Below are 22,287 nucleotides of genomic sequence, written 5' to 3' on the forward strand. Positions count from 1 at the left end.
AATCGTTTTCATATTTATCGGAACTTGTGTGTTTATTTATTATACATTCCCATACAATAATTACTGAAATCTTCACCGTGTTTCTTCCATTCAAAGAATAGACACGATTCTGTATATACATACTTGGGTTATGAATATAGAGAGCAAGCATATCCTTTGAGGATTATGCGCCTGTATGTCACAGAGAGAGTAGTCGAAATTCTAAACATTGGGGGTGTAATGTTGAGCCTGCTTCATGTTGCTGTTATCCTGCCTTTTGCCGCTGGCATTCTCCTTGCCGTGCTGCATCGTTTCTTCCGTAAAATTCATCTGGGATGGCCGGTTCTTCTTGTCCCGGCACTATTATTTGTATACTTTGCGAGCCTCATACCCGCTGTGTCACAACACAATACCGTATCCGGAAATATCCCATGGATACCTTCACTGGACATTGGATTTAACCTGTACCTGGACGGTCTGAGCCTCATGCTGACACTGCTAATCACCGGAATCGGTGTCCTCGTTGTTCTCTACTCCATCTTCTACATGGATATGAAAGAAGCGCTAAACCGCTTTTACCTGTATCTGTTGATGTTCATGGGAGCCATGTTGGGCGTGGTGCTGTCTGATAATATGATCGTGCTCTACGGATTCTGGGAATTGACCAGTATTACGTCATTCCTGTTGATCGCATTTCATTACAAACGTAAAGCCTCGACTTCAGGAGCACAAAAATCCTTCCTGATTACGGTATTTGGCGGTTTCGCCATGCTTACCGGATTCATGATGATGTATCTCATTACCGGAACATTCAGTATTCGTGCGACTATTGCAGGTTTGGGACAGTTTCAGGAGAGCGCACTATTTCTGCCAGCACTTGTCTTGATCCTGATTGGGGCTTTCACCAAGTCAGCCCAATTCCCGTTCCATATCTGGTTGCCGGATGCCATGGAAGCTCCTACACCTGTCAGTGCCTATCTGCATTCAGCCACGATGGTCAAGGCCGGACTGTATGTTGTGGCCCGGTTTACACCGATATTCGGTGGACAGGGACTCTGGTTCTGGCTCGTTACCGGCGTTGGTCTTCTGACTTTGTGTTATGGATCATTCCTAGCGGTGAAAAAAAACGATCTCAAAGCGATTCTCGCCTATTCGACCATCTCTCAACTTGGTCTGATCATGTCCCTCTTAGGAGTTGGATCTGCTGCTCTCTACTTCGGATATGGCGAATCCTCTGCGATGTACACCGTGGCAACAACCGCTGCGCTGCTTCACCTGTTTAATCATGCGACATTCAAAGCCGCTCTGTTCATGGTTGTAGGCATTGTCGATCATGAAACGGGTACACGTGACATCCGAAAGCTCGGTGGACTTGCTTCATTCATGCCAATTACATTCACCGTAGCATTAATCGGATCACTTGCTATGTCGGGTATACCACCGTTCAACGGATTCCTGAGCAAGGAGTTATTCTTCCAGGCGATGGTCGAAGTCACGCATCTGCGAATCTTTGGACTTGGGTCCTGGAGTGTCCTATTGCCGGTATTGGCTTGGCTTGCAAGTGTGTTTACCCTGATCTATGCGCTTATTATCGTGTTCAAAACATTCCTCGGTCGTAGCCAAAGCGAGATCCCTGCCGAGAAGCTGCACGAAGCGCCCGCTGGTATGCTCATTCCGCCTGTTGTTCTAGGTGTTCTTGTCATTGTATTCGGACTCTTCCCGAATCTGCTGGCCGGATCACTGATTGAACCGGCAATGGCAGCTGTGCTTCCATCCCTCTTGAATGGGAATGAGCGCTTCGATGTACATTTCTCCCTGTGGCATGGATGGACTCCGGAACTGATTATGACGATCGGAGTTGTGATTCTCGGAATCACTCTCTACAAGCTGTTGCCACGATGGAGGAATATTTATGAGCACTATCCGCAAGGATTAACGATTAACAATATGTACCATGTTGTACTGGATAATCTTCAGCATTATGCACGCAAATGGACGGAAGCCTATATGAATGGCTCGGTTCGTAATTATCTGGTTTACATTTTCTCATTCACGGTCGCCTTGTTGGTCTATGCCTTCTTCCGTTCAGGTGAAAATATTACCTGGAATCTGCAGGGCAATGCACCTTTCTCATTTTATGAGGTCGTTCTGCTAGTCACGCTCATCGGTGCTGCGGTTTCAATTCCTTTTGCCAAAAACAGACTGTCGGCAGTCATTATGACGGGCGCGGTTGGTTACATCGTAACCCTGCTGTTTGTACTCTTCCGGGCGCCGGATCTGGCATTGACACAGATGATTGTCGAGACCGTATCCGTTGCATTGTTCCTGCTCTGCTTCTACCATCTGCCTGAATTGCAACGTGGCAAATCAAGCCGCAGTTATCTCACGGTAAATATGATCGTAGCCATTGCAGTCGGCGTTGTGATGACCTTTGTTGCTCTAGCTGCAAGCGGAACAGCATCACTGGACAGCATTTCTACCTTTTTCCTTCAGGAAGCGTATGAGTCTGCTGGTGGTAAAAATGTCGTGAACGTGTTGTTGGTTGATTTCCGTGGCTTCGATACATTATTGGAGATAATGGTGCTTGGCGTTGCTTCATTATCCATCTACTCCATGATTAATCTGAACCTCGAAGCAAAAGATCTGGGAGCTCGCTTGAAGTTCCGTAAGAAGGACGAAAGTCAGGAGTCCGAACCTGCTCTGGATGATGAAGCGGACAATACGAAAAAGTATGGTAACCGGGAACGGAGCTCATCCTCATGGGATACTGTACCTTTGCAGAGTAATGATGTATTGCTGCAAACAACCACCAAGGTCGTTGTGTTCATCATTCTGACATTTGCCATGCACCTGTTCTTCGCAGGACACCACAATCCGGGCGGAGGTTTTATCGGCGGCTTGGTAACAGCGGCAGCGCTCGTATTGATTGCCCTGGCATTCAGTACGGATACGATACGCAAAGCGTTACCCGTTGACTTCCGTGTTCTAACAGGAATCGGATTGGGTATAGCGTTACTGACAGGTGCAGGTTCATTTATATTCGGAGTTCCATTCTTGAGCCAAACCTTCGGTTATTTCGAACTTCCTTTGCTGGGAGAGACAGAACTCGCCACGGCTATGCTGTTTGATCTTGGCGTGTATCTCGCTGTCCTGGGTGTCACCATGACCATCATTCTACAGATCGGGGAGGATCGCTGATATGGAAATATTGATGTGTGTAGCCGTTGGCATTCTGTTTGCGGTTGCCGTCTTTTTAATCTTGTCGCGGAGCCTGCTCCGAATCGTACTTGGCATGTCCATACTAACCCATGGTGTGCATCTGCTCTTGATCACCATGTCACGTCTCAAAACAGGGGCACCACCCCTGCTTGGGGAGATGGCCGAGCGCTATGTCGATCCTCTTCCTCAGGCTTTGATACTAACTTCAATTGTAATTAATTTTGGACTCACTGCGTTCTTCTTTGTTCTCTCATATCGTTCTTATCTGAAGTTGAAAACAGATGATATGGAAGAAGTAAGGGGGCGCCCATATGAATAATCTCGTCGTTCTGCCGATTCTATTGCCTTTGATTACAGGTGTTCTGACTTTGCTCTTTTTCCGAAAAACAAATATCCAGCGGATCATTAGTGTCATCGGACTTTTGTTTACAGCAGCGGTCTCAACGATACTCATTACTCGTGTGACTCAAACTGGAGTGCTAACACTTAACATGGGTGGATGGGCACCTCCCTATGGTATTGTGCTAGTTGCTGACATGGTGTCTGCGTTGCTTGTTGTTGCTGCTTCCATCATTGCGTTGGCGTGTCTGCTGTATGCATTCCGCAGTGTAAACAAGGAGAGAGAAGAACATCACTTCTATCCGTTCTTTCATTTTCTGATCGCAGGAGTTAATGGTTCGTTCCTAACCGGAGATTTGTTCAATTTGTTTGTCAGCTTTGAACTGATGCTCATCTCTTCCTATGCACTGATTGTATTGGGAGGTACGGAAAGACAGCTTCGTGAAACGATTAAATATGTCTTGATTAACATCGTTTCTTCAGCCCTGTTCGTCGCATCCATTGGCTTCCTCTACTCCATTACTGGCACACTGAACATGGCAGACTTGTCCGTGAAAATTGCTGAAGTGGGACAGAGCGGGGTCATTACCTTAATTGCCGTCCTCTTCCTGATCGTATTTAGCATCAAGGCTGGACTGTTCCTGTTCTTCTGGCTGTCGGGCTCTTATGCGGCACCACCTGCTGTCGTCACTGCATTATTCGCAGGATTGCTCACCAAGGTTGGCTTGTACGCCATTGTGCGAACATTCACACTGATCTTCTATCATGATCCTGATTTCTTCCATACCCTGATCGGATGGATGGCTGGTGCAACGATGGTCCTTGGTGTCATCGGTGCGATCTCGTACCGCGATGTGAACAAAATTCTCATCTACAACGTGGTCGCAGGTGTAGGTTTCGTTGCTTTTGGTATGGCTTCAGCCAGTCGCCCTGCACTGGAAGGTCTGCTCTTCTACATGCTGCATGACATGTTGATCAAAACATTGCTCTTCCTGCTCGGCGGTGCCTTGATCGCTGTTGCCGGAACATCCAAACTCGACAACATGGGCGGGCTGATCCATCGCTATCCGCTGCTCGGCTGGATGTTCTTCATTAGCGCACTTGCCTTGGCAGGCCTGCCTCCATTCAGTGGTTTTCCGGGGAAGTTGCTTCTCTTTGAAGGTGGCTTGCAAGCAGGCTTGTATGGTCTGACCGGCATTGCGGTGCTTTCGAGCTTGTTGATGTTATATTCGGTACTGCGCATCTTCATACAAGCGTTCTGGGGCGAAGCGCCTGCCGGGGTTGCCAGACGCCCATACGCGGTGAACGGCCTGTTGATTCCTGCCGGAATTCTGTTTGTATTCATCATCGTAATGGGTGTGGGGGCTGAAGGCATGTTCCAATTGACCTCCCGCGCAGGCGATATTCTACTGCATCCCAATATTTATATTGATGCCGTATTGAAGGAGTAGATGTCTATGGCCTTTCAGATTGTACTGAATCTTATCATTGCCTTTGTATGGATGTTTCTGAACAATGCCTGGAATGGTGTTGGTTTTCTCATAGGTTACCTGCTCGGACTGCTTCTCATCGGGGGAATGCGCAGATTCTTCCCCCAGCGCTTCTATATTGTTCGAGTCTGGGCCATCTTCAAACTGATTACATTGCTGTTCAAGGAACTGGTGCGAGCCAGCATTGAGGTTATACGCCAGATTATCAAGCCCAAGCTCGACATAAGGCCCGGTATTTTTACGTATAAAACTCAATTGTCCTCGGATTGGGAGGTCACCCTGCTCTGTCTGCTTATTTCATTAACACCAGGTTCTCTGCCACTTGAGATCTCGGGTAATCAACACAAACTGTTTATCCACGCGCTGGATATCAAGGATGAACAGAAAATGAGAGATGATATCCAAAATACATTCGAAAAAGCAATTATGGAGGTGACGCGTTAATGTTATCCTCACTGTTGTTCATCTCATTGCTCATTCTCTCTTTAGCCATACTAGGTTGCTTGTACAGGGTACTTCGAGGACCATCCATGGCTGACCGGATCACGGCACTGGATACCATCGGTATCAATGTGATTGCCATCGTTGCCGTTCTGTCGATGATGCTGCAAACTCAGGCCTATCTGGATATTATCTTGCTGATTGGCATTCTGGCTTTTCTGAGTACAGTGGCATTTGCACGTTATATTGAACGGGGGGCGGTATTCAAAAATGATGGAGATCGTTAAGGTGACCTCTGAAACAGCTATAGGTTTGCTCGTACTGCTTGGTGCATTACTTAGTGCCCTCAGTGCGTTCGGACTTATTCGTCTACCTGATGTATATCTGCGAGCCCATGCCGCAACCAAAAGTATGACGCTTGGCGTGTTCTGTGTACTAAGCGCGACATTTTTCTACTTCTGGTACTTCGATAACTATATCAGTGCCCGCTTGTTGCTAGGTATCCTGTTTGTATTCATCACGGCTCCTGTCGCCGGACATCTGAACGGACGGGCTGCCTATCGGACAGATGTGCCACTCTGGGAACAGAGCGTTCAAGATGAACTGGAACCCTTGTTAAAAGGTAAAAAGGTGAATCATGAAGCCAAGGACATGATGGAGTAATCCTCCATCTCAGGCATAGCGAATACCCCCGAGGATCAGCCGCCCGTTTCGCGGATTGTTCCCGGGGGTATTTTTTTATTTTCACACACAGATCATATCAAATCCGGATCATGCTGGCCGATTAAATTGCACGTCAGAATCCATTCAGTCCCTGTCTTCTCAGATCCGCAGCCACAATTCGTGCAAGCTGTGCAGCACCTTGACGATTCGGATGCAGACTATCCCCTGTCATATACAGAGCGAGTGTTGCTGCCGGACCAATGGATGTGAAATAGGCCGAACTCAACTTATTCAGTTCAACCAGGGTGACCCCCTCTTCCTGAGCCAGTGCACGGGTTGATGGATTGTACCAGCGGTTCTCCGCTTGATGTACATTGGCTGTATTAAAGTCTGTTGCCCGGCCCTGGGGCGTGGAGAGGATGACTGTTGCTCCTTTGTTCTTCGCCTGGCGCACCATATCCCGCATAATCTCTTTGAACTGCGCCTCCGTTGTATTGTTCTTGGCATTGGTATCGTTAATTCCGAATTGCAAAATAAAATAATCTCCCGGCTTGATATACTTGAGAATTGCCTCCATCTGGCCATCATCGCGGAATCCTCTTGCAAACTGACCACTTGATGCCATATTGCGGACCTGGAAGGTAGCGTTGTTCACATAAGACGGCAACAGCTGTCCCCAACCCCCTTGTACACTGCTGCCAAGTGGATAGTAATTGCATACCGTTGAGTCACCACCAATGTAAATTGTGCGGTTGGTTACGGTCTGATTGGATAACTTCCGGATCTCGAGTGCGCTGATTGTAAATGCAGTACCTGCTTTTCCTTCCGTAATGAGCAGATTGAGTTGCCCGTCAGTTATCGGAATTTGAAATTGATCCGTCGCCCCGTTGCCCGTCATATTGATGATCTGGTATACACCTTCTGCAGCCACACTTGCTCTGGCTGTATTGCCCAGGACCACTTTGACCTCATAGAGACCATTGGACAGATCCACATTGAAGGTATTGGTGCTCTTCGTGCCAAACGTCAGAAACTGCACGGCGTCACTCATCACTCCGCTTCCAGAAGCAGTCACATTTCGCATATTGCCAGGCGTATTGAACCCATAACCTTTTGTAGCTGTATAGGCATCTCCTGCAGACACGCCTGTGTAACCGTTCTCAACAGCTCCCGAACCAAAATCAAATCTGTAATTGTCCGTTGCTGCCTCGGCGACTTGCCCTCCACTACTTCCCAGACTGATGCCCAACGTACTTGCAAACAGAACAAGACAGAGCAGAAACTTTACCGATATTGACCATTTCATCACTGAATTCTCCTCTCGAATCAGAATTATATTGGTGCACGATCCACAACTTCACAGAACTTGATCAAGCCAGTCATAAGCTTTAGCTCCGCTAATCTCATGTCCACCTGTAAAGAAATCCGCATCCAGTGATTCTGATGCTCCCGCCTGCTCATATATATGTGTCAAACGGGCATACGCCTCTCTCGCTGCATGGATTGGGAACACCTGATCATCACTTCCGGCTTCAATAAAAAGTGGCCTAGGCACAATCAGGCCGATGAGATCCGGCAACTCCGCTTCACGCAGGATACCTGGCACATAGTTGTCCAGACAATGGTTCCGATCCAATATGCTGCCCTGGAATGTATTTGCATAACCGCTTACCACAGTTGCCCTGAACCGTTCATCCAACGCGGCTGTAAATGCGGTCACCAGTCCACCTCCCGAGATACCCATGCTTCCAATTCGCTCCGAATCCACTTCTGGCCGAGTCGATACATAATCCAGTACACGTGTTGTTTCATACACCCTATGACCGGCTAGGGTCTTCCCCACCATGAGCAGATGCGCAGCAATCTTCGTACAGGAACTTACCCCTGGTGGCGCATTGCGGTCCTCTATCAATCTTCGATCACCAAATCCGAGCAGCTCTGGAGCCGCAACCACATAACCACGCTTCACAAGAGCTACAGCAAAGTCCTTGTGTAATCCGGGTTCGCCTGTCCGTAGTGACCCATCCGGTTCCATACCCGATATCTCTCGGCTACCGTAGCCATGCCCATGACAAGCAACGATAGCAGGTTTCTTGTTTTCGGTAATGCTTCCATCACCCGGAATTAATAAATACACAGGCATGCGAAGTCCTGCATAGGTCGTAATTTCAATTCGCTCCCGAATATATCCGTCACATATAATGCGCTCCAGTAAGACAGGATTCAGCGCGGCCGCCATCGTGGGAAAACCGCCCAGCCGTTCTTTCACACGTGTACGTAACTGATTACGCCATAACTCCAGGGGTTGATCTGCATGATACGCGGAACGACCACGAAGATTCGTTTGTTGTTGTAGATAGGCTTCAATATCAGACATGGGCCTGTGTCCCTCCTGTTTTTCGTAGGATAACGTAGATATAAGACTGTCATATGGAATTAATCCCATCCATTATAGAACATCTATGTCACCCATGAATTGAACATGTTTGCCTGTTTTGAATGGAATCACACGATTTCTAGCCAAAAAGGATACCTCCAACCTGAAGACAGGTTACGGAAATACCCTTCATTTGATCTGACCTGGCAGCCACCAGTTCCACCTGCCCATTAATCTCATCAACGCAGGTACCAATATTAGGCGGATCAATGTAACGTCAATCAATACCGCTGCCGTGATTCCGATCCCTAACTGCCTCACACCTGCAACTTCAGCAAAAGCAAACGGCACGGTCACCGCAAGCAGAATTGCCGCTGCGGAAGTAACCAGACGACCTGTAGAAGCCAATCCCTGTTGGACAGCTACATCACTGTCTCCGGTTCGTCTATACACTTCCTGAATACGGCTTAGCATAAACACCCCATAATCCATGGATATGCCAAACACCAATCCTGCAATGAATACAGGAATCATAATGGCAATGGCTGGTTGCTCCATGCCCAGATGTCCTTCATTAAACACCCACACCAATATGCCAAATGAAGCGGCTAAACTGAGCAGATTCATCACAATGGCCTTGATTGGAATGAGTAGAGATCGGAATGCCGCCAGTAACACAAGATAATTGGATACCACTACAAATACCAGCACTTTGGGCAGTTGATGTGTAACTTCCTGCATGATTTCAACCTGCTTGGCAGCTTCCCCACCATAACGTAATTTTACGTTGTTCGAACCTAGTGCATAATCGTAATTCCTCATTCGTTCCAGCCAGTCTGCGACCTGCTCCGATCCAGGCTCCCCATGCACGGTGGCTACCAATCGTATCGAATGATCAGAGACCGTTGAACGCAGCCATGCCGTCCTTGGTGACTCCTTGCCTTTTAGGGCAGAAGTGAGCGACGACGGTGGAATTCTAAAAAGGTTTTGTGAGCCATTCTGACCCGGCTGTAATAGGCCCCATGGTGAAACAATGCTCACTACGTCCGAGTCCTGGAGTAATTGACGTGCTTTGTTGTGGGCCATCTGCCAGTGTGAGGCAGTCAACCGCTCCTGCTGTCCGCCAATCACGATCTCGATGGTGGAGGTATTTTTCGAACCATAATCATGCTGTAACAGCTCTGCTGCCTGTCGGGACTCCATTCTGGCTGGTAGTGAAGAGGCATCCGGGACGGACAGTTCCAGCCGGGTCACTGGATAGACACACAGAAGCAGCACAACCGTTCCTCCGATTGCCATGCTGACTGGTCGTTTCATGACCATTGCTGACCATCTGTGCCACACTGAACCTCTAGGTAACGAATGGACTGAATTTTGCCTGAAGACCCGATCCGCAGACAGTGACAGTAGTGCTGGCAGCAGCGTAACATTTAACAGTAACGATAGGAGTAGAACAATGACAGCCCCCAAGGAGACACTCAGAAACATCGGCAGCCTGATCCAGAGTAGACCCAGCAGCCCAAGGAGTACGCAAGCTGCCGAGAACAACACTGCTCTGCCTGCTGTACGTAATGTTCGCTGAAGAATTTCGCTTCGCATATCCAGACTTCTTCCTAGAACATTAGCTGCACCTTCATAGGCCCGCTGAACTTCTTCCCTGTACCTGCTCAGGATGATCAGGGCAAAATCTATACTGAGTGCCATGCCCACCATGGGAATGACGTTGATGATGAAGTTGGACAGTTCCAGATGATAACCAAGGAGCGTTGTGGCTCCCATAGCGGTAATCACAGCACTGATGCCCATCATGACAGCAATCAATGCGGCATATAGACCCCTGAAAGCGAAGCACAGAACGATTAGGGCAATCGGCAGCCCCACCATCTCTGCCCGTTCCAGGTCACTAAAGCTCAGATGATTCACATCCTGCTGTACGACGGCCTTGCCGGTCAGTTGGACCGTACCCGGACCGTCTGTAGCCAGCACGACGCGCAACTGCTCAATCGGAGGACCCATCTGATGCGGGGGCACATCCATCTTCACAAGGGCATATGCCCTGTGATCTTGTAGCGTCACCCTTTCGCTAGCATCCAGAGGGAACGTGATAGAGCTTACCGCAGGCAATGCTTGAACCTGTGTCAGACGTTCCCTGATCCACTGACGGAACTCTAACGGCGAGGTATTTTCCTTTTTCTCAAAAAGCAGAATAACCGGATTAGCAGGAGAAGCGAATTCAGCCTCCAGAACAAGCTCAACGGCTTGTGCATCTCCGTGAACCCGTTTCAATCCGTGATCCTGGACAATGTCAGGCAACCTCCACGCCCAGACCGCTGACATGCCGATGATAAATACCCAGCAGAGAATAATGAACCGTGGATATCGGCTGATGAAGGCAGCAAGTCTGCGATAAGCCATACCTAAGCTCCTCTGCGATCAGATTAGTCATTCGATTACGTTCATCGGTAAGATCTTACGCACATCCGACCACTTGCGGTGCATGTCTCCTTCACTCGAATTCGCGAACTAATGGATGACATGCTTTACAGGTGTTCTGTTCGCCATGGGGACAGGAATGTATGTAAAAGGAAGTAATTCTGCGGTCAGTCCAGGTCCAAAGGCAAGCGCTATTCCACTCGAATGATCTTCTTTCTGTCTGTAATCCTCGCGGATGGCTTGAAGTACAAAGAGAATCGTCACAGACGATAGGTTGCCATAATCCCGCAAGATGTTACGACTGTATGAGACCTGCTCATCTGTCAACTGATACAACTTCTGAACGGCATCCACGATACCTCTGCCTCCCGGATGGATCGCCCATATTTCAGGTAAACTCCCCCCTTCAAGCAGCCGCTCAACCTCTGGCCCGAGATGTAAACCAAGCAGCTTCGGTATCTGTGGTGAAAGGTAGAGATCAAAGCCTGTATTGCCCACTTCCCAGATCATTTCTTCTGTACAATCCGGGAGCAGCGTTGAGTATCCACAACCCAGTCGAAAACATTCATTGCGGTCTGTTCCGGACGCGCCAATAACACAGGCAGAGGCGCCGTCTCCGAAGAACGATGCAGCATACAGGTCGTCCCGTTTGGCAGATGGCTGAAAGTGAAGTGTACATAGTTCCACACACACGATGAGAACTGTAGCCTTCTGATCTGTCGTTACAATGGAATTCGCCAGTTGGATCGCCTTCAGACCCGCTGCACATCCTTGAAACACCAGTGGAATCCGGTTGATCTGCGGTGACAGTTCAAGCTGTTGGATCAGCCGAACATCAAGTCCGGGCAGGAATTGCCCCGTGCAACTCACCGTAATGAGATGTGTAATTTCCGAGGAGGATACGTCTGCATCCCGAAGCGCCTGTCCGGCCGCCTCCAGACCAAGAGGAACAGCAGCAGCTTTGTATTTGCCCATACGCTCCGATGTAGTCGGAACTTCCTCCCTACTAGTGAAAGGTAAATATCGGCAAGAATCCACAGGCTCAAGCAGATTGGGTTCACACGTGTAACGAGTCTCCACACCGCACTGATTAAAGATTCGTTTCGCCCATCTTCTCGCATCCGGCTCATGTTCCAGCGCCTGTGCGAGACGGGCAGACACATCCTTTTGCTCAATACGGTGGGCTGGCCACGCGGTTCCTATTCCCATAATACTTGCCCCTTTAGTTTCCTCAAGCTGGTTCATCGGCTTAACCTCCCTATATAGTCTTGTCTTTCGTAATCAAAAATGGGCTTTTTAAACAACCTGTATATCAAATAAGTTCATATAGAAATGTGCAGGATATAGTACAAGTCTATTCACTCCCTGTCCCGTTTATGTTCATATCACAACGAAAGGCGGACAACCTATGCGAGTTTCGCATGTGTTGTCCGCCTTTATCTACAGGGTCAAACCCTTTCACAAATTACATATAGGATCTTTCATAACTATTCTGGCCGAATTATGGTGAATCTCTCTCCGAGCTTGGCATAATCATTACCCGCAAGTCGGCTGACTGGTTTCAAATGATCCATCAAGATATACCCCTTGTCCGGATTATAGACTTCTTCGCTGAAATGATACTGCACTATGCGTACCAGCAACAGATCACTCATCGGTTTGCCATCATCGTTGGTAATGGGAATGTGCTGATACAGCTCACACTCCATCCGAATAAGTGCTTCCTTTATTCCTGGCACGGCGACCTTTGTACTTGGCACTGTAGTCAGTTTCGTCCGCTCAAGCTCACTTTCATGGGGTTCAAGGATAGCTGCTGTCTCATTTACTTCTGCTATGATTGCTTCATCACATATATGCACGACCAGCTCTTTATGAGCAAGTACATTACGCGCAGTATCTTTCATCATGCCGTCTTTACGTGCAATGGATATGGATAACAGCGGTGGGTCCGAACTGACCACATTGAAGAAACTGAAAGGCGCTGCATTGATCACATCATTCTCATCTGAACGTGTCGTCACAAAAGCAATTGGACGTGGCACTACCGAACCACTCATTAGTTTATAGTTGTCTCTTCCCGTTATCTCACGTGGATCCAATGAATACATATGTAAATATCCCCTTCCTTGCTCGTGTAACAAGTGTCAATTTCACTTCAAGACACGATCACACACTCATATTTATTATATAACGTAAAATGCTGAATTAACAAAAAAACTCCCTGGTGCCTATTGCACCAGGAAGTAGGAACATGCTTTTTCATATGGACTATTTATTATTTAACAATGCTGTTCTGAATGTCTTCCATAATTTGAAGGTTCGCTTGAACTCCACTATACAACCAGCTGCTAGACCGGGTGAATTCAAACAAATTGCCATTTTTTACAGCCGGGATACTTTGCCACACTGGATCTTTCAGTGCTTCCGCCCCAGTACCTTCATCACTATTCACAAAGAACAAGTAGTCTACATCCATTTCCGCTAGCTTCTCCATAGAGATGGAAGACCAGTTACCTGTTGCATTGGCAGAGATTTCTTTTACAACTTCAGGCTCTTGAAGTCCAAGCTCTTTGTACATTACTTCTCCACTTGATACGTTGTCACTTACAATAAAGAACTTGCCGCTAACCAACCAAATGGCCGCTGCTGATTTTGTTCCACCTGTAACGTTGTTGATCTTTTCCTTGATTTCTGTAGCTTTAACTTCGTAATCATCCAGCGCTTTTTGCGCTTCATCACTCTTATTCAAAATCTCACCGATTTTCAGCAACGTTTTACGCCAGTCGCTATTGATCTCATCGCCAAGTACATAAGTAGGTGCAATTTTACTGTACTGTTCGTATTTTTCTCCTTCAACCACACTTTCAGAACCAACAATAATCAGATCCGGGTTAAAACTTGTTACCGCTTCAAAAGGCAGATCAAAAGCAATCGTTGGGATACCATTCAGATCTTTTTGCAGATATTCCTGGATTCCGTTGGCTACCGACCACTGGGCAACTGGCTTAACACCTAGTGTTACCAAATTGTCTTCCAGATAAGACGCGATGACACGCTCCGGATTAGCCGGGATGGTTACTTCGTGTCCCATAGCATCTGTTAAAGTGCGCTCTGTAGCGGCTTCTGTTTGCGTCTCTGTCTCGGTTGTTGTGTCGTTCTCTGCCGGCTTCGCTCCACATGCTGCTAACCAGATGGACATGACCATCACCGTAATCAAAAGTGTGATCATCTTTCTATTTCTCTTAAACAATTTATTATCCCCTTTCAATATGAAAACCTTAATCGGCGTGATTGTGACAGATATCTACGTTCAAAAACATTGATACTATTATTGATACATATAATATCCGTATGTACATTTGACCAATTCCATTGACAATGATAATTGTTATCAGTCCAGTTGTCAATCCGATTATGTCCCGAGTGGATCATATAAAATCTTCTTGGCGAGATTCACCTATAGGCGAATGCCGCCATATGCTGAATGCAGAATACGACGACAGGAAGGATGTTCTGTACATGTATTACGAATATAACCCTTATATAAGTTATGGAGAAGACCGTTCCTTTCAATTGCCTCCACTGTTCCCAGGAGGTGGCGGTGGCATACCGGGTGGTCAGACGTATCCGGGTACACCTGGCGGTCAAGGCTCCTATCCTCCATTCATTCCAGGCGGAGGACCAGGTCCATATATCCCTGGAGGCATTCCGGGTACAGCAACGGGCGTACCTGCGCAACTGGCACAAGGCAATCTGCCGACGCTGCTTAGTGCCTATCCCCGGCCAGTAGGTCAGCCTCCGGCAGAGATGATTTTTCTGTATAACCTGATCAAAAGCAGCCCGGGTCTGCTTCCACTCTTCCTCCAGCAACAGCCGCAAAGTCTCACTCAAGCTGTGCAATTTGCACAGACGGGTGCAGCGGCACCTCGAGAAAACGAAGAACGTGCACTGCCCAACTTTTGCTACAACCGGTGGTCTCTTGTCTTCACATACAATGATGTGTACCTGATGTGGCCCGCCATCAATCTGTTTGGTTTTGTGGTGGGCTACTTCTATCCATTTCTCACGCCAGGAATACTGTCCAATACACAAATTTTGTTTGCGCTCTGCTAAACTTGTCCTTACCCACAGCAAGAGCCTCGCTTGGAAGCATGATTCCTTCCAAGTGAGGCTCTTTTTCGTTCTATTAACCGCAGAATCAGTACATTTAACTCAACGCCTGACCCTTCTGACGCTTCCTGCCCCTACTGACCATTAGGAAGTAAATCACCAAGGCCCCGAGATCAGCACACGCGATAACGATTCCCATTGGCACAGCTGTGCCTTCTCCTCCGAGACCTACGAGTGGAGCAACGATACCACCGAACAGGAACGTCATCACACCAATAAGCGCAGACGCACTGCCTGCAGACTTCTCCTGATTGGCCATTGCTAGGGCGAAGGACGCAGTATTGACCAGCCCAACACTGGATACCACCAAAAATAATGGAATCAGTACAGAGATTAGATTACCTCCAGCCAGAATGGCGATGAGCAGTGATGTTCCTCCCAGCGCCGCGGTTAGCAGCCCTGCGATTAACAGGCGGGTTTCAGATACCTTACCTGCAAGTCTGCCTGCAACCTGACTGGCCAGGATAATGCCAAGCCCGTTTATGGCAAAACAAATACTAAACATTTGCGGGGATACCCCGTATATTTTCTGAAGCACAAACGGTGAACCGGATATGTAGGCAAACATGCCAGCCGCTACGAAACCCTGGGTCAACGCATAACCCATAAACTGACGATCGCCTGCGATTTGACGAAACGTAATCAACGTCTGTTTCAATCCCCCGCTTGATCTGCGGTTGGAGGGCAATGTCTCTCCAAGGCCGAAAATAACAGCCAACAGCGTCAGTATACCGATGAGGCTAAGCAAAATAAATACGCCCCGCCATGACGTATATGTCAACAATTGTCCACCAATGATCGGTGCAGCAATCGGGGCTACGCCGTTAATCAGCATTAACAGGGAGAAGAACCGTGTCAGTTCCGGGCCTGAATATACGTCTCTAACGATTGCGCGCGAGATGACAATCCCAGCCGCTCCGGCTACACCCTGAATGAACCGCAGCACAACAAAAGAGCCCATCGTAGGGCTGACCAGGCAGAGTATGGAAGCTATAGTATAGAGCACAAGTCCTGCAATAAGCGGTGTTCGCCGACCACGTACATCACTTAGAGGTCCGGCAAGCAACTGTCCAACCGCAAGTCCAATCATACACGCCGTCAGACTGAGTTGAGCATACGAGGTCGATGAACCGAACTCATCAGCCAGTGTAGGTAATGCGGGTAAATACATATCCAGGGACAACGGCCCGAAGGCCGACAGCGTCCCCAGAATTAAGGCCATCCGTACACGGGATGTGGAATTCGTGTTCAATGAATCTATTGTACTTTTCATCGAGTACTACTCCCCGCTACCCAGCAGTTTGAGCAAGTTGGACGGCAGTGTGAACTGTTGGTTGTTAATAATGATACGGCGCAGTTCTTCTTCATCCCGCTCGTTCTCGGCGTCCTTGATCTCCTGAATTTCCCGGTGAAGTCGTTCCATCTGTTGATCCAGAGCATTGGCGGAGTCTGCCGCACTTTTCAGTTCCCTGGTCAGATGCTCGGGAACATCCTTATTGTATTTATAAAAAATCTTATGTTCCAGACTCGCCCAGAAATCCATCGCGATCGTACGAATCTGAATCTCCACACATGCTCGTTCCTCGCCATTGGACATGTACACAGGCACTTCCACCAGAAGGTGAAGGCTCTGGTAACCATTAGGCTTCGGATTCTCGATGTAGTCTTTGACCTCCAGTACACGCAGATCACTCTGGTTGCACAGCATATCCTTAATGCGATAGATGTCCGAGATAAAGGAACATGTAATCCGTACCCCGGCGATATCCTTGATATTTTGCTTGATGCTCTCAAACGTTAACTCATGATTTTTACGGAACATCTTGTTCATAATGCTCTCAGGAGATTTCAGTCTGGACTTTGTATGCTCAATTGGACTGTAATCATGCAGAGACTGGAATTCTTCCTTCAATACTTCAATCTTGGTCTCCATTTGATCCAGAGCAAATTTATAGATCATCATAAATCTCGTAATTTCATATTTAAATTTCTTGAATTGATCGATTGGATGTGGAGCGTTCATCATGGCTTTCTCCCTTTCTTTCTGCACACTAAAGTTAGTTTTATGAATATGAGGACAAGCGGTCAATCCACATGTCTCCTGAACCATTATAAATCATCTGAAGCCAATAAACGAATTTCTCACCTTCGGGGTGGCGATTTAGCCTGGAAGGTATGGGAAATTATTTTACGAGCATCATATAGAAGCATCCCTGTCATTGGGCCATTCATTTGCCGTTCATTACTAATAAAAGAGGTGGATCTCCCTGCTCTATCAAGTGACGTATTCATCCGATACACTCCGGGTTAAAGCTTATCTATTCCTGCCACGAGGTTGTTCATTACCTGATATAACGACATATGAATCTTCTTATCCTCGCTCTGTCTCATCTGCCTTTTCGGACTTCACTTCCACACTTAAGTCTCTACATCTGCAACCGCTCGCCAGCGACTACCCTGCTGCAAAAATACATGATATCGCACACACACAAGAACAGTGGCCAGTGCTGATCTATTGTCGTGGCGGACTTGGCAGCTATGGCGGGGTAAATACCGTTTGGCTTGAGCAGTTTGTACATAAAGGTTATATTGTGTTCGCCCCATCCTATCGTGGCAACGAAGGTGGTGAGGGTCGTGACGAGTATGGCGGGAAAGATGTCGAAGATGTGCATGCCGCATACCGGTTGATGCAGCATTTACCTTTTGCCGACTCGACTCGGATATCGTTAATGGGGTTCTCCCGTGGGGCCATAAATGCTGTACATACGGCAACTGCCTACAATGAGGGCCCGGATAAAGTACATAAATTAGTTCTTTGGAGTGGTGTTTCCGATGTGGAACGCACTTACCAGGAGCGAACCGACCTGAGGCGCACATTAAAACGGGTCCTAGGTGGTTCCCCACGCGCAGCTCCGGAAGCTTATCTCGCCCGTTCTCCCTTATCCAAAGCGAACAAACTGTCTTGTCCGGTGCTGATCATGCACGGTACATCAGATACACAGGTGAATTATAGCCACGGAACCCGAATGTATCACTGGCTTAAGCGCCGAGGTGCAAACGTCACATTTCACGCTTATGGCGGGCAGGATCATCATTTTCACGAGAAAATACATGAGTCAGCGGTAAACAATATGTTTGATTGGCTCGCTGCACCTTAGCCTGGCGCTATGAATTTCATTTTGAAGAAGCATGGGGTATGGCTGTATACTGGAAGGGCTATGTTTTTTTGAAAGGACGGATAGAATGAATCAAAGCACCCTCCAAAAATACGCCATGCTGCTTCTCTGTATGTCTGCCGGAATGGTGGATGTGATCGGATATCTGGGACTGGGGCATGTGCTGACAGCCAACATGACAGGAAATATTGTTTTATTGGGTATTGCCATTGCCCGTGCTCAGGAATTTGTTGTGCTCCGCTCATTGCTTGCTCTCATTGGTTTTATTGCGGGCAATGCCATTGCAGCACATATGGTTGGACCTGTGCAGACCAAAAATGGCTGGTCTACTAAGGTCACCGCCGTATTTACGGTTGAAAGCATATTGCTCCTCCTGTTCGCAATCGCCATGATTAGTCCATTTTCAGAACAACTGTCCTATCTGTTAATTGTCATCCTAGCCGTTGCCATGGGAATGCAAACAACTGCGGCACGTCGAATTGGAATTGCTGGCATCTCAACAACCGTGCTAACCAATAATCTGGCCGCTGTGGTTGAGGACACCGTAAGCATCCTTAAAAGACTGCGACATGCTAATATCCGATCGTTAGCTACAGCCCTGTCTACAGACGCCTACCTTCGTGCAGGTGCTGTTGTCATCTATTTGGTCGGCGTCATTGCAGCCGCACTGCTATTCCACCGTGTGCCCATGATCGCAGTCTGGATTCCTGTCCTGATCATTGGCGGCGTAACCTTGTATGCCCGGTTGCATGGATGGGGAAGGTCACAGCAAAGTGAAGGCCAATAGTCGAAAAAGGATTCGCTTGTGGTAGATTGTTTCCTTTGAACACATTTTCCAATCGCACTATTCATTTCATCAATGCAGCTTCTTGCCGAATAAACTTGACCAGATGCTGTGCAGCAGGTGACAACACTTCCCCTGCTCGTGTACATACGGCAACCGTATTTCTCAGCTGTACTCCTCGAACGAACACACGTGCTAGCTTACCTTGCCGCACATCTTCCTTCACAACCAAAGAAGATATAAAGTTGGCCCCATAACCTGCCTTCACCGCACTGATCGTTTCATTCAGCCCGTTGAACTGAAGCGCAATGCGGGGAGCGGCCAGGTTATTGGTTGTGCATAGGGACACGAGTCGCTCACGTGTAGCACTGCCTTCTTCGCGCATGATGAACGGTTCTGCCATCATCTCTTGCAGCTTGATTTCTTTTCCTGCATACGGATGGTCTGGGTGCACAACAAACCACATCTCATCGTCAAACAATTCGTCCCATTGGACACCCACATGTGTAATACCACTCCCACCATACACTGCAATCTCTGCCTCATAGCGAAGTAACTGGTCAAATGCCATCCGGGTGTTGGTTGTGCTCACAACAATCTCCACATCCTCGTGCATTTGCTTGAACCGCGCAATCCAGGCCGGCAACAGAAAATTCGAAGGCAAATAGGTTGCTGTAAGACGTATCAGTCCTTTCTTACCCTCCCGAAAATCCTGCACAAAATTCTCGACATCCTGCTCCAGCAAGAATAGACGTTCTGCATAACCTGTTAATTGTACCCCCGCATCTGTAAGCACCAGCCTTCTCCCCTCCGAAACAAAAAGCTGAATTCCCAATTCACGTTCAAACTTTTTCACCTGGGAAGATACAGCAGGCTGACTAATATTCAGTTCCTCTGCGGCACGAGTGACCCCGCCATATCTCACGATGGCATGAAATAATCGTAATCCATGCAGATTCATGTGTTACACCTCTTCCATATCAAATACATAACTTAAATTTATATTAACATATATAATATATATTTTATTTATACAATTACTCCAGCTATAGTTGAATTATGAAACCCAATACAAGAACCAAGGAAGGAACATTGAAGATGAAAAATACAAATACGAACCAACTACAGCATACCTGGACTCAAGTCGACGACTACATGAACGATCTGCTGATCCCCTCCGATTCCCTGCTGGAGCAAACATTGCAAACCAATGCCGAAGCTGGACTGCCCGCTCATGACGTAACACCCAATCAAGGAAAGTTACTCCAGCTCCTGCTGCAAATCCAAGGCGCATCCCGTGTACTTGAAATCGGCACACTGGGGGGCTACAGTACCATCTGGATGGCAAGAGCGCTGCCTGAACACGGACGTATCGTCTCCCTGGAATCGGAATTACGCCACGCGGACTTGGCTCGAACCAATCTCACACGTGCAGGACTTATGCACAAGGTTGACCTGAGAGTTGGCCCTGCCTTAACCACCCTTCCGGATGTTCAGGAAGAATACAGGGAACCGTTTGATATGATCTTCATCGATGCTGACAAACCGAGTAATCCCGATTATCTGAGATGGGCCATGCGACTGACTCGTCCGGGGAGTCTTATTATTGGTGACAATATCGTCAGAGACGGTGAAGTGATCCGCACTGACAGCACGGACCCCAGAGTTCAAGGTGTTCGATCATTCCTGCAGTTAATCGCGGATCACCCCCGGCTTGAAGCTACAGTACTGCAAACGGTCGGTAGCAAAGGTTACGATGGATTCGTCATTGCTCGTGTGTTGGATAACCCTGAACCAAAATAAACAGTGGTCAATTCTTCCGCAAATTCCCCTTTCCTGTTAAACTGGAATGACTACACAGGCAGACTGGAGGGAACCACTTGAGAGTTTTACAACAGATTCATGCTGAAATTCGCGGCTGGTCCCGCAATATTCAACTTTTTTTCCTGGCAAGCATTCTGTATCAGATCGGAAATGGCATGTTCTCTGTCTTGTACAATCTGTACATTCAGGGGCTGGGTTATAATGATACAATGAACGGCCAGATCGTAAGTATTCAATCACTCGCAACAGCCATTATGTTTGTTCCTATCGGTCTATGTGGTGATCTATTCAGTCGCAAGCGGCTGCTCATTACCGGGGCGTTATTCAGCGGAATCTTCCTGATCGGACGCTCCTTCGATTATTCAGCTACAGGACTGATCTGGTTCGCGGTATTTTCTGGCCTTTTCGCTGGTGTATTCCAAGTACTGGCCATTCCTTATCTAGCGGAAAACGTCAAGAAAAGCCAGCGGCTGAAGATGTTCAGTTATTATTCATCTCTTGTGCTCGCTTCCCAGGTGCTTGGTAGCCTGGGTGGCGGTGTATTCGCAGATTTGTTACATACGGCAGGACTCGCCAAAGTGACAGGACTTCAGACGGTATTATTTGTTGGTGGTGCAGCAACACTCGCTGCGTTCATTCCACTGTTATTTGTAACCGAAGACAAGGCCGCTCCGCAGACAACAACTTCGGCGCAATCTGATCTTCAACCCAATGCGGATCTTAAAGAACGTTTGACGAATACCCCGAGCACGAATGATTCAGTCACCAAGAAAAAAGATTCCCGACTGATTGGTCAGTTTGTAGTAACCCAGTTATTAATCGGATTAGGTTCAGGACTGGTTGTCCCATACCTTAATCTGTATTTCACCAATCGCTTCTCGGTATCTCTGAGTGGGATGAGTCTGCTGATTGCACTTGGTCAGATTATGACGATTGTATCCATGCTGATTGGTCCTACCCTGGCCGCAAGGGTCGGGAGCGTACGAGCCGTTGTCATTTTCCAGGTCATGTCTCTGCCCTTCCTTCTATTAACAGGCTTCACCAATCTGTTGTTCATCGCTTCGCTGAGTTTCTTGTTCAGACAAGCGTTGATGAATGCAGCCAATCCCATTCATTCAGCCATACTGGTGGATCGGATCTCCGACAAACGTCGCGGGATCGCCAATTCACTGATGCAGACTGCTTTCATGATTGGATGGGCTACCATGGGCCCCGTTCAATCCTATCTGGTCACCACGTACGGAACGTACTGGGGTTACGCGATCACATTCAGCATCACAGGCAGTTTATATGTCATTTCATCATTGATGTACTATGTAATGTTCAGAGAACCCAAACCTTCCGCTGCTACTCTTGCAGGAGAAGCATGAGCAGGACAATAACAGCCTGGTT

At 47.8% G+C, this 22,287-nt stretch carries 20 protein-coding genes; 11 read left to right on the forward strand and 9 right to left on the reverse strand.

What is annotated here, in order from left to right:
* Positions 1 to 222: 222 nt before the first annotated feature.
* From AB4111_RS03620 to mnhG, 6 genes are read left to right on the forward strand one after another with little or no spacing between them, the layout of a single operon-like run.
* Positions 223 to 3,177 carry a Na+/H+ antiporter subunit A gene (locus AB4111_RS03620; protein ID WP_442031568.1) on the forward strand — a complete coding sequence of 985 codons (2,955 nt, stop codon included), beginning with the start codon at positions 223 to 225 and terminating at the stop codon, positions 3,175 to 3,177.
* A 1-nt stretch (position 3,178) separates the two neighbouring features.
* The gene (locus AB4111_RS03625) at positions 3,179 to 3,517 is read left to right on the forward strand and encodes a Na(+)/H(+) antiporter subunit C (RefSeq protein ID WP_036670645.1); all 339 of its coding nucleotides are present in this window, start codon (positions 3,179 to 3,181) and stop codon (positions 3,515 to 3,517) included.
* Complete coding sequence (locus tag AB4111_RS03630; RefSeq protein ID WP_442030505.1) at positions 3,510 to 4,988, forward strand: Na+/H+ antiporter subunit D; 1,479 nt, start codon at positions 3,510 to 3,512, stop codon at positions 4,986 to 4,988. Before AB4111_RS03625 ends, AB4111_RS03630 begins: the two co-directional genes overlap by 8 nt.
* A 6-nt stretch (positions 4,989 to 4,994) precedes the next feature.
* Positions 4,995 to 5,471 (forward strand): Na+/H+ antiporter subunit E, encoded by a 477-nt coding sequence (locus AB4111_RS03635; protein WP_442030506.1) that lies wholly within the window; start codon positions 4,995 to 4,997, stop codon positions 5,469 to 5,471.
* On the forward strand, positions 5,471 to 5,755 hold the full coding sequence (locus AB4111_RS03640; protein ID WP_017688855.1) for a Na(+)/H(+) antiporter subunit F1: 285 nt from the start codon (positions 5,471 to 5,473) through the stop codon (positions 5,753 to 5,755). The genes AB4111_RS03635 and AB4111_RS03640 overlap by 1 nt, the downstream gene beginning before the upstream one ends.
* Positions 5,739 to 6,131, forward strand: coding sequence for a monovalent cation/H(+) antiporter subunit G (gene mnhG, locus AB4111_RS03645; protein ID WP_442030507.1), 393 nt, complete (start codon positions 5,739 to 5,741; stop codon positions 6,129 to 6,131). Before AB4111_RS03640 ends, mnhG begins: the two co-directional genes overlap by 17 nt.
* A gap of 133 nt (positions 6,132 to 6,264) precedes the next feature.
* Here mnhG and AB4111_RS03650 read toward each other — a convergent pair whose 3' ends face one another.
* The 6 genes from AB4111_RS03650 to AB4111_RS03675 form a co-directional block, all read right to left on the reverse strand.
* Positions 6,265 to 7,437: a rhamnogalacturonan acetylesterase gene (locus AB4111_RS03650; RefSeq protein WP_442030508.1), complete on the reverse strand. Its 1,173-nt coding sequence runs from the start codon at positions 7,435 to 7,437 to the stop codon at positions 6,265 to 6,267.
* 51 nt (positions 7,438 to 7,488) lie between these two features.
* A complete protein-coding gene (locus AB4111_RS03655) occupies positions 7,489 to 8,508 on the reverse strand; it encodes a dienelactone hydrolase family protein (protein WP_442030509.1) in 1,020 nt (339 codons plus the stop codon).
* A 189-nt stretch (positions 8,509 to 8,697) separates the two neighbouring features.
* Positions 8,698 to 10,923, reverse strand: coding sequence for an MMPL family transporter (locus AB4111_RS03660; RefSeq protein WP_442030510.1), 2,226 nt, complete (start codon positions 10,921 to 10,923; stop codon positions 8,698 to 8,700).
* Positions 10,924 to 11,031: 108 nt separating this feature from the next.
* A complete protein-coding gene (locus AB4111_RS03665; protein WP_442030511.1) occupies positions 11,032 to 12,186 on the reverse strand; it encodes a type III polyketide synthase in 1,155 nt (384 codons plus the stop codon).
* 242 nt (positions 12,187 to 12,428) lie between these two features.
* Positions 12,429 to 13,049, reverse strand: a complete 621-nt coding sequence (locus tag AB4111_RS03670) for a flavin reductase family protein (protein ID WP_442030512.1) — start codon at positions 13,047 to 13,049, stop codon at positions 12,429 to 12,431.
* 167 nt (positions 13,050 to 13,216) lie between these two features.
* Entirely contained in the window at positions 13,217 to 14,170 is a 954-nt protein-coding gene (locus AB4111_RS03675; RefSeq protein WP_442030513.1) for an iron-hydroxamate ABC transporter substrate-binding protein, read from the reverse strand.
* A 290-nt stretch (positions 14,171 to 14,460) separates the two neighbouring features.
* Between AB4111_RS03675 and AB4111_RS03680 the strand changes: the two genes are divergently transcribed.
* A complete protein-coding gene (locus tag AB4111_RS03680; protein WP_442030514.1) occupies positions 14,461 to 15,054 on the forward strand; it encodes a hypothetical protein in 594 nt (197 codons plus the stop codon).
* A gap of 94 nt (positions 15,055 to 15,148) precedes the next feature.
* Here AB4111_RS03680 and AB4111_RS03685 read toward each other — a convergent pair whose 3' ends face one another.
* Positions 15,149 to 16,384: a multidrug effflux MFS transporter gene (locus AB4111_RS03685; protein ID WP_442030515.1), complete on the reverse strand. Its 1,236-nt coding sequence runs from the start codon at positions 16,382 to 16,384 to the stop codon at positions 15,149 to 15,151.
* 6 nt (positions 16,385 to 16,390) lie between these two features.
* Entirely contained in the window at positions 16,391 to 17,134 is a 744-nt protein-coding gene (locus AB4111_RS03690) for a GTP pyrophosphokinase (RefSeq protein ID WP_062834047.1), read from the reverse strand.
* 256 nt (positions 17,135 to 17,390) lie between these two features.
* Between AB4111_RS03690 and AB4111_RS03695 the strand changes: the two genes are divergently transcribed.
* The gene (locus AB4111_RS03695) at positions 17,391 to 18,269 is read left to right on the forward strand and encodes an alpha/beta hydrolase family protein (RefSeq protein ID WP_442030516.1); all 879 of its coding nucleotides are present in this window, start codon (positions 17,391 to 17,393) and stop codon (positions 18,267 to 18,269) included.
* An 85-nt stretch (positions 18,270 to 18,354) separates the two neighbouring features.
* The gene (locus AB4111_RS03700; protein ID WP_442030517.1) at positions 18,355 to 19,074 is read left to right on the forward strand and encodes a YoaK family protein; all 720 of its coding nucleotides are present in this window, start codon (positions 18,355 to 18,357) and stop codon (positions 19,072 to 19,074) included.
* A gap of 61 nt (positions 19,075 to 19,135) precedes the next feature.
* Here AB4111_RS03700 and AB4111_RS03705 read toward each other — a convergent pair whose 3' ends face one another.
* A complete protein-coding gene (locus tag AB4111_RS03705) occupies positions 19,136 to 20,032 on the reverse strand; it encodes a LysR family transcriptional regulator (RefSeq protein ID WP_442030518.1) in 897 nt (298 codons plus the stop codon).
* Between the two features lie 137 nt (positions 20,033 to 20,169).
* Between AB4111_RS03705 and AB4111_RS03710 the strand changes: the two genes are divergently transcribed.
* Together AB4111_RS03710 and AB4111_RS03715 are read left to right on the forward strand one after the other, a co-directional pair.
* The gene (locus AB4111_RS03710) at positions 20,170 to 20,874 is read left to right on the forward strand and encodes an O-methyltransferase (RefSeq protein ID WP_442030519.1); all 705 of its coding nucleotides are present in this window, start codon (positions 20,170 to 20,172) and stop codon (positions 20,872 to 20,874) included.
* 77 nt (positions 20,875 to 20,951) lie between these two features.
* Entirely contained in the window at positions 20,952 to 22,265 is a 1,314-nt protein-coding gene (locus tag AB4111_RS03715) for an MFS transporter (protein WP_442030520.1), read from the forward strand.
* Positions 22,266 to 22,287 lie beyond the last annotated feature (22 nt).

The sequence above is a fragment of the Paenibacillus sp. 2KB_22 genome (assembly GCF_052115745.1).
Classification (GTDB): domain Bacteria; phylum Bacillota; class Bacilli; order Paenibacillales; family Paenibacillaceae; genus Paenibacillus.

Coding starts and splice junctions, on each gene's coding strand:
- AB4111_RS03665 (WP_442030511.1), bottom strand. CDS start 12,186: ATGAACCAGCTTGAGGAAACTAAAGGGGCAAGTATTATGGGAATAGGA.
- AB4111_RS03630 (WP_442030505.1), top strand. CDS start 3,510: ATGAATAATCTCGTCGTTCTGCCGATTCTATTGCCTTTGATTACAGGT.
- AB4111_RS03635 (WP_442030506.1), top strand. CDS start 4,995: ATGGCCTTTCAGATTGTACTGAATCTTATCATTGCCTTTGTATGGATG.
- AB4111_RS03690 (WP_062834047.1), bottom strand. CDS start 17,134: ATGAACGCTCCACATCCAATCGATCAATTCAAGAAATTTAAATATGAA.
- AB4111_RS03640 (WP_017688855.1), top strand. CDS start 5,471: ATGTTATCCTCACTGTTGTTCATCTCATTGCTCATTCTCTCTTTAGCC.
- AB4111_RS03700 (WP_442030517.1), top strand. CDS start 18,355: ATGAATCAAAGCACCCTCCAAAAATACGCCATGCTGCTTCTCTGTATG.
- AB4111_RS03650 (WP_442030508.1), bottom strand. CDS start 7,437: ATGAAATGGTCAATATCGGTAAAGTTTCTGCTCTGTCTTGTTCTGTTT.
- AB4111_RS03675 (WP_442030513.1), bottom strand. CDS start 14,170: ATGATCACACTTTTGATTACGGTGATGGTCATGTCCATCTGGTTAGCA.
- AB4111_RS03660 (WP_442030510.1), bottom strand. CDS start 10,923: ATGGCTTATCGCAGACTTGCTGCCTTCATCAGCCGATATCCACGGTTC.
- AB4111_RS03705 (WP_442030518.1), bottom strand. CDS start 20,032: ATGAATCTGCATGGATTACGATTATTTCATGCCATCGTGAGATATGGC.
- AB4111_RS03680 (WP_442030514.1), top strand. CDS start 14,461: ATGTATTACGAATATAACCCTTATATAAGTTATGGAGAAGACCGTTCC.
- mnhG (WP_442030507.1), top strand. CDS start 5,739: ATGATGGAGATCGTTAAGGTGACCTCTGAAACAGCTATAGGTTTGCTC.
- AB4111_RS03685 (WP_442030515.1), bottom strand. CDS start 16,384: ATGAAAAGTACAATAGATTCATTGAACACGAATTCCACATCCCGTGTA.
- AB4111_RS03670 (WP_442030512.1), bottom strand. CDS start 13,049: ATGTATTCATTGGATCCACGTGAGATAACGGGAAGAGACAACTATAAA.
- AB4111_RS03710 (WP_442030519.1), top strand. CDS start 20,170: ATGAAAAATACAAATACGAACCAACTACAGCATACCTGGACTCAAGTC.
- AB4111_RS03625 (WP_036670645.1), top strand. CDS start 3,179: ATGGAAATATTGATGTGTGTAGCCGTTGGCATTCTGTTTGCGGTTGCC.
- AB4111_RS03655 (WP_442030509.1), bottom strand. CDS start 8,508: ATGTCTGATATTGAAGCCTATCTACAACAACAAACGAATCTTCGTGGT.